Below are 6215 nucleotides of genomic sequence, written 5' to 3' on the forward strand. Positions count from 1 at the left end.
CCGCAGTCTGTCTCGACTACGCATCCCAAAGAAACTAAGTCGTCACTCACACACGGCCAAAGCCGCGCAGCGTAACCGCACTCCCAACATCGGCACGGAGACCGATGGACGGTCAATCCATCCAGCCGACCCGCCGCCGCCCCCGCCAGGGCAACCCGCACGCCCATCGTCCAGGCACGGTCGCTTCGCTCCCTCTGATGAGGGGCTACGCGCCCCTCATGCACCCGCGTCCTGGATAACTTCTTGATACTCTCCCAAATAGTGAAACGAAAAACCGCAGCGTAGGCGGGGTAGGCCGTAGGAAACGCGAAGCGTTTTCATGGCCGTTTTTGGCCCCGCCGAAGCGGGCGGGCGGGCTGTTGGAAGGGCGGTAAATCTTTGATTTTCCGCGCTTTCAATGGACCGCTAGTCACCCTTTGGGATAGAGGTTCCGCCTGCTATTCAGTGCTTTTTGGTAGCAGATGCTGCGCTTTAATCCTGTCGCGCGTCCAGGGCCAGTGGAACCCTTCGAGCCGACGGCTCAGGGCTAGGTCCTCGCGGAGTTGGGCGTTCTCGCGCTTCAGGTCCTCGATGCGCTGCTCAGCCTGCGCGATGGCCTCGACCGCCGCGGCGTCGCGGTTGGCGATCTGGTCGGTCAGCCGCTCAACCTCGCGCTCGAGCGCGGCGATCTGGTCGCGGTACGGCTCGACCTGCGCCTCGAGCAGGTCGCGGGCGGCCTCGGGGTCCTCGGGCGCGGAGCCGTCGGTCGGCATCAGCGCCGCGGCGAGCGCCGACGCGGTCGCGGGCGGGAGCAGCTGTCGGCCGCGGCGGTCGGACGGGTCGGAAACCGTGTCCAAATCGAGTTCCTTCAGGCGCCGCGCCGCGGTCGATTTGGACACGCCGCAGGCCTTGGCGACCTCGGCTATGGTGGTCAGAGTCGCGGCATCGCGCTTTTCGGTCGCGTCACGGTTTGCAGCGGTCAAGGCGGCTCAGCTCCAGTTCAAGTTTACATAAGGCCTATTATTGGCACCTTCATATATCAATCTACCTGCGATTATATCAAGTCGCGGCAGCGAATCGGTTCACAGCCCGCCCCATCTCGACGCGTGACGCGTCTTTTAGGTCGAGAATCGGTGCGAACCGAATCACGCCCCAAAAGACGCGTCAGCGCGGCAGTATCGCGTCAGTACCGGAAATTGGGGTAAAGCATCTGGATTCCCTCCGGTCCCCGCAGCCGCCGCCACTCGGCATCGACGTACTTCTGCACCGCCAGGCACGCTAGCGCGTCCGCAAGGGACCCGTGGGCCTTATCTGTCCACTCATATTCGGCGATCTGCGCTGCCTCGGTCAGCTTGTACCACTTGTAATCTTCTCGAGCGCTGTCCCAGTCTCCCTGGAGCTTCGCGAACTCATACATCGTGTCGGTCACGCGCGGCTTGCGGCCGAAGTTGTACGGCGCGATGCGGACGGCGTCGAGGAACCCGAGGTCGAACCCGACGTTGTAGCCGATGATCTCGTCGGCCTCGCCGATGATCTGGCAGATTTCGGTCGAGTCTGCCCAGATGTCGCGGCACTTCGCCACCGCCCGTGGGGAGATGCCGTTGACGCGCTGCGCGTCGGGCCACTCGGTCTTGCGCGTGGGCTTGTATTTCCGGTCGAGGAGGACGTTGCCGTCCCAGTCGACAATGCTCAGGCTCAGGATCTCGTCCTCGGTCGGGTCGAGCCCCGTGGTCTCGCAATCGAGGCAGATGATCTTTTGGCGCTCGTCGACCTCGAGGTACCCGAAGTTGCCGCCCTCGCGCTTCTTCGTGATTTTGATCGGGCCGCAGCTGGGGCCGAAAATATGGGCGGCCTGCTCGATCTCCTCGGGCGTGCCGTCGATTCGGATCTTCATCGTGTCACTCCTCGGCCTGGCTCCAGTAGACCTCGCCGTCCACGTCGACGCGGTAGATTCCGAGCTCGGCCCCCGCGATCTCGAAGAATTCGTAGGGGTCCGCCGCGACGCGGCCCGCGTCCGCGAGACGCTCGGGCATCGCGGCGATGGTCCGCACGAGTCCGCGCCCGTCATCGGTCGAGCGAGCCGCGGCCTCCCTCGCCGCCCCGAACTCGTCCCCGTCGGCATCGCGGGCGTCCACCGCGGCTTTGCGGTTTTCCGCCGCGTCCTCGGGCCTGTCCTCGCAGCTCGACCAAAGCTCGACCTTGAGGCCGCTCGGGCTAACCCCGAAGCATTCCATCGTGATCGCGGCTGAGCCGTCCGCGCGGGTGTAGTAACTCTCGATCCGACCGCGGCGGACGAACTCCCCGCGTCTTTCTTCGTCCATGTAGAAGAGGGCCGCGCCGTCCGCGTTGCGGTAGGCGGAGTAGTAGACCTTAACGTTCACCGTCGGCCTCCAGAAGCATGCCGACGGCTTCGGCGATCTGTCCGCCGCGGGTGAACGGCTGGCCGTTCGTGTACCGCAGCCGCTCGGTCAGCGCGACGGACAGGGCGCGGCGGCTGTCCTCGGTATCGAAGGTCATGCCCGCGGTCTGCTCGAGGATCGCGCCGACCTCGACAAGGCGGTGCGTTCGCGCCTTCCGCTCCGCCGCGGCCCTCTTGCGCTCGAGGTCCCTAATCTCCTTCTTCAACGCCGCGGCCTCGGCCTTCTTCCGCTCCGCCGCGGCCTGCTTGCGTGCAATCTGCTCGTCAATCGAAGCCGTCATATCGACCGCCCTTCCTGCTCGTTACGGTTTGTCCTTGCAGGAAAATATACCCATCCTCGCGGTAAAATTACGCGGGCGGGGTATATCACTTCTTTAGAAGTGCGCACTTAGCACCGCTTTTGCGCAGCAAAAGTGGTGCGTTGCGTGCGGTCTTGGCAGACGGCCCTACGCCCACACCCGCAAGCCCGTTCGCCTTGGGCGGCTCACGTCCATGCGTGCGGGGCTGCGCGGTCGATGCGCTCCCTTGCGCTCCGCGCCGCGGGCACCGTTCGCCGACCGCGGCTCACGGTGCCACGCACCGCTGCGCGGGTCGCGTCCGCGACCCTTGCCTATGGAAGGAACCAACATGGCCATCTACCATCTGAACGCCCGCGGCTGCTCGCCCTCCACGGGCGCGGGCGCTGTCCGCAAGGCCGCCTACCAGTCTGGGCAGGCGCTCGTCGAGGAACGGTCTGGCCAGCTCTGCGATTATGCGCGGAAGGAGCGCGTCGCCGCCCAGGGCCTGGCCCTGCCCGCGGGCACCCCGCCCATCGACCGCGGGGCCCTCTGGAACGAGGCCGAGCGCGTCTGGGCCGAGGCGGGCGGGGGCAAGGAGCTCGTGGCCAAGCGCTTCGAGTTCGCCCTTCCCGTCGAGCTGGACGAGCGCGGGCGGCTCGCCTGCGTGCGCGACTTCTGCGCACTGTTCCCGACCAAGGCGTGCGACTGGGCGATTCACGACGACGGCCGCGGCGGCAACCCGCACGCCCACGTGCTGGTGTCTGCGCTCGACCTCGGTGCGGAGGGCTTCGTGCCCCGCACCAAAGCGCAGAAGGGCCAGAGCTGGTACCTCGTCCAGAACGACGGCGGCGAGCGCATCGCGGTCCCCGCGACGGGCTGGGCCGCGGCCAAGGCCGCGGGCTGGCAAAAGCTGTACAACTTCGAGGACGGCCAGCGGCGAACCATGAAGCAGGCGAGAGCGGAGGGCCTTGGCACCAAGGATAGGACCAGCAAGAGCCCCGTGAAGATGCACCGCACGGACGGGGGCGGGCGCAGCGCCCGCGAGGTCGAGAAGGAGCAGCTGGTCGAGGTCCGCGCGGCCTGGGCGAGCATCGCGAACAGGCACCTCGCGGCGCACGCCGCGGCCACGGGTACCGCGGCTGTGGCCATAGACCATCGCTCCAATAAAGATAGGGGATTGGAGGAACAGCCGACCGTCCACGAGGGCGGCGCGGGCCTGATCGGCCGCGCCGACCGCGTGAAGCTCAACAAGGAGATACGCGAGCGCAACGTCCGCCTACGCGTCCTGCGATCCGAGCTGCAGAACGAGGGCGCCGCCCTCGAGCAGCTGCAGCAGGAGATCGCCGACCTCGAGAGCAAGCGCCGCACGGCCGAACATTCGTGGCAGTCGCGACCGCGCAAGGGCGAGCGCCAGCGCAAGGCGGCCTTAGCCAAGCGCCGCCGTGCGGCTATGGCCACTGCCGCGGCGGCTACCGCGGCAAGGCAGCGCGCGACCGCCGCGGCAGCGGACCAGACCGACACCCGCGCCGAGCTTATCGTTCAGCTCGACGAGCAGATCGCCGCGCTCGACCTTAAAATCAGGACGCTGCAGGGCGGCAATTCTGCCGCGATGCTGTCTGGTCCCCTACGGGAGGCCGCGGCGCTGGGAGTCGAGCGCCGAAAGCTCGCCGACGAGCGGGCGAGGCTCGCGGGGGAGGACCCCGCGCCGCGCAAGCCCGAGCCGCCCCAGACTGAGCAGAAGCACCGCGGCCCCAAGCGCTAGCCGCCGCGGTAGCTTCAGCTACATCGGCGCCGGCTATGGCCATGACCGTTCGCGGCGGCAATCCAGCCGCCCGCGGCCGCCGCGGAGGTTGGCGAAAAAATATTTTCGAGGGATCGCGCGACTATGTATCGCGTGCGGGTGCGCCTGCGCGATGGCACCCCTGAGCTGCAAAGACTAGACTTTTTCGGACTTTTTTGGAGCCGTAATCTTAGGCTGCGCCGCGACGGGCGGCGCATGTTTTCCAAGGAGGTTGTCATGGTCAGGGTCCGTCTTGAGGGTCTGCCCGAGGAAGTCCACCGCATCGCCGACGCGATGCAGGCGGCGGGGTGCGTTCTGGAGCGCTCCCGCGAGTACCCCAACCGCGGCGAGAGCAGGTATGTCCGCGTGTATCTCGACTGCGATCTGCCTGAAGGGTGTGAGGTGAACCGCCATGATTGAGCTTGACGGCGTGAAGCTGTACGACGGCCACCACTGGTGGTAGGCGTAAAAAAACGGTGGAGCGGCTGCAAAAGAGCCGCCCCACCGGGTAAAATCAGGTTGTGCCGCGAAACCCGCTCCTAGTCGGTCAAACTTTGGGAACGCGGGCAACGCAGGTACAGTCGAATTGATAGCCCGGTGCCAGCCGGGCTATTTCTTTCTCCCTTCGCTATCCGTTCTGCTTATATTCCTTCCACCACCAGATCGCGTACAGGACGGACCGGGTGATGCTGGCCAGATAGGCCGTGGCACGCAGGATTTCAAGAAACAAGTTCATAGGCCGCTCCAATCGGGGATCGAAGCGTTGCCCGCAGACGGGTTTCGCGGCGGTCAAGATTCTACCCCACGTCCTGTAAAGGCAGGACCTTAGCCATCGGCGTCGGCAAATAGCAAAAAAGGGGGCTTCCCGTTCGGGAAGCCCCCTTGCGCTTCATTCGGTTTTGTTGTAGCGATTTGAACATATTTTGTACGGCAGCGTACGTGTATCTACCTGCGAAAATAGTCAAAAAAAAATAGCAGCCTGCCCGCCGTAGCGGGCGGGCTGCTGCTATTATTGGGCTGTGCGTTGGTGCTACCAACACCTTCGCACGAGTAGAGGCGAGCTACCAACTCGCGATTCTACAGCGCCAGGAAAGCACTGAGCTGCTCGCCTGACATGTCTATCATAGCAGCAACCCGCAGGTCACGCTATTAGCAAGCTGAGAATTCGCAAATGGGAGCCACCTCAATGGCTCCCATTTTTTGTGGAGCGACACATAGGCCGTTCCACGTCGGCACGGGTTGTATGCCCGTTAAAAAAGGTAGCCCTTAGCTCGAATAACGTGAGACTGTGACAGGCAGAAGGACAGTCCATATGGACTAGTCGACCCCTAGGCGTAGGTCAGGGCGCACCCCCAGGCGGCAATATCGGCCGCCTTCTGGTGAGCAACACCCTGGTGATGGAGCGATGGCTTCAAGGTCAAGCAAACGTCCGCAACCTGTCCGTGGCGATCGGAGCTGTTCGGCGCTCCCGCCCAACGTAAGCCGAGCGCGGGGAGGTTTGGTCCGTCCCGCTCAACAAATAAAATCTCTGGTAAAAGGGCTAATGCCCCGACGCGACGTGACACATGGCGAAGCGAGGACTCGGGAAAGCTCAGGAAGGCTGTGGAGGTCGACCCTAAAAACCCAAGGGACAGTTGAGGGTTTTCCGTTTAAAGCGGTTGGTTCGATTGGGGGGGGGGCGGCCGCAGTCTGTCTCGACTACGCATCCCAAAGAAACTAAGTCGTCACTCACACACGGCCAAAGCCGCGCAGCGTAACC

The 6215-nt window shown here is 64.6% G+C and carries 6 protein-coding genes; 2 read left to right on the forward strand and 4 right to left on the reverse strand.

The genetic code is table 11. The annotated features are described in order from the left end of the window. Window positions 1-437: 437 nt before the first annotated feature. The 4 genes from GT495_RS10470 to GT495_RS10485 form a co-directional block, all read right to left on the reverse strand. Window positions 438-962: a hypothetical protein gene (locus tag GT495_RS10470; protein ID WP_161162591.1), complete on the reverse strand. Its 525-nt coding sequence runs from the start codon at window positions 960-962 to the stop codon at window positions 438-440. A 200-nt stretch (window positions 963-1162) separates the two neighbouring features. Further along, window positions 1163-1873 (reverse strand): 3'-5' exonuclease, encoded by a 711-nt coding sequence (locus GT495_RS10475; protein WP_155162975.1) that lies wholly within the window; start codon window positions 1871-1873, stop codon window positions 1163-1165. A gap of 4 nt (window positions 1874-1877) precedes the next feature. Next, window positions 1878-2360 (reverse strand): hypothetical protein, encoded by a 483-nt coding sequence (locus tag GT495_RS10480; RefSeq protein WP_161162590.1) that lies wholly within the window; start codon window positions 2358-2360, stop codon window positions 1878-1880. Beyond that, window positions 2350-2679, reverse strand: coding sequence for a hypothetical protein (locus GT495_RS10485; protein WP_155162977.1), 330 nt, complete (start codon window positions 2677-2679; stop codon window positions 2350-2352). The genes GT495_RS10480 and GT495_RS10485 overlap by 11 nt, the downstream gene beginning before the upstream one ends. Window positions 2680-3010: 331 nt before the next feature. On the opposite strand from GT495_RS10485, the gene GT495_RS10490 reads away from it, so the two are divergent. Continuing rightward, window positions 3011-4438: a MobA/MobL family protein gene (locus tag GT495_RS10490; protein WP_240128189.1), complete on the forward strand. Its 1428-nt coding sequence runs from the start codon at window positions 3011-3013 to the stop codon at window positions 4436-4438. Window positions 4439-4693: 255 nt separating this feature from the next. Beyond that, on the forward strand, window positions 4694-4876 hold the full coding sequence (locus GT495_RS10495; RefSeq protein WP_161162588.1) for a hypothetical protein: 183 nt from the start codon (window positions 4694-4696) through the stop codon (window positions 4874-4876). Window positions 4877-6215: the final 1339 nt, after the last annotated feature.

Origin of the sequence: Collinsella sp. BIOML-A6 (genome assembly GCF_009875845.1) — a bacterium.
Lineage (GTDB): Bacteria > Actinomycetota > Coriobacteriia > Coriobacteriales > Coriobacteriaceae > Collinsella > Collinsella aerofaciens_H.

Coding starts and splice junctions, on each gene's coding strand:
- GT495_RS10475 (WP_155162975.1), bottom strand. CDS start 1,873: ATGAAGATCCGAATCGACGGCACGCCCGAGGAGATCGAGCAGGCCGCC.
- GT495_RS10485 (WP_155162977.1), bottom strand. CDS start 2,679: ATGACGGCTTCGATTGACGAGCAGATTGCACGCAAGCAGGCCGCGGCG.
- GT495_RS10490 (WP_240128189.1), top strand. CDS start 3,011: ATGGAAGGAACCAACATGGCCATCTACCATCTGAACGCCCGCGGCTGC.
- GT495_RS10495 (WP_161162588.1), top strand. CDS start 4,694: ATGGTCAGGGTCCGTCTTGAGGGTCTGCCCGAGGAAGTCCACCGCATC.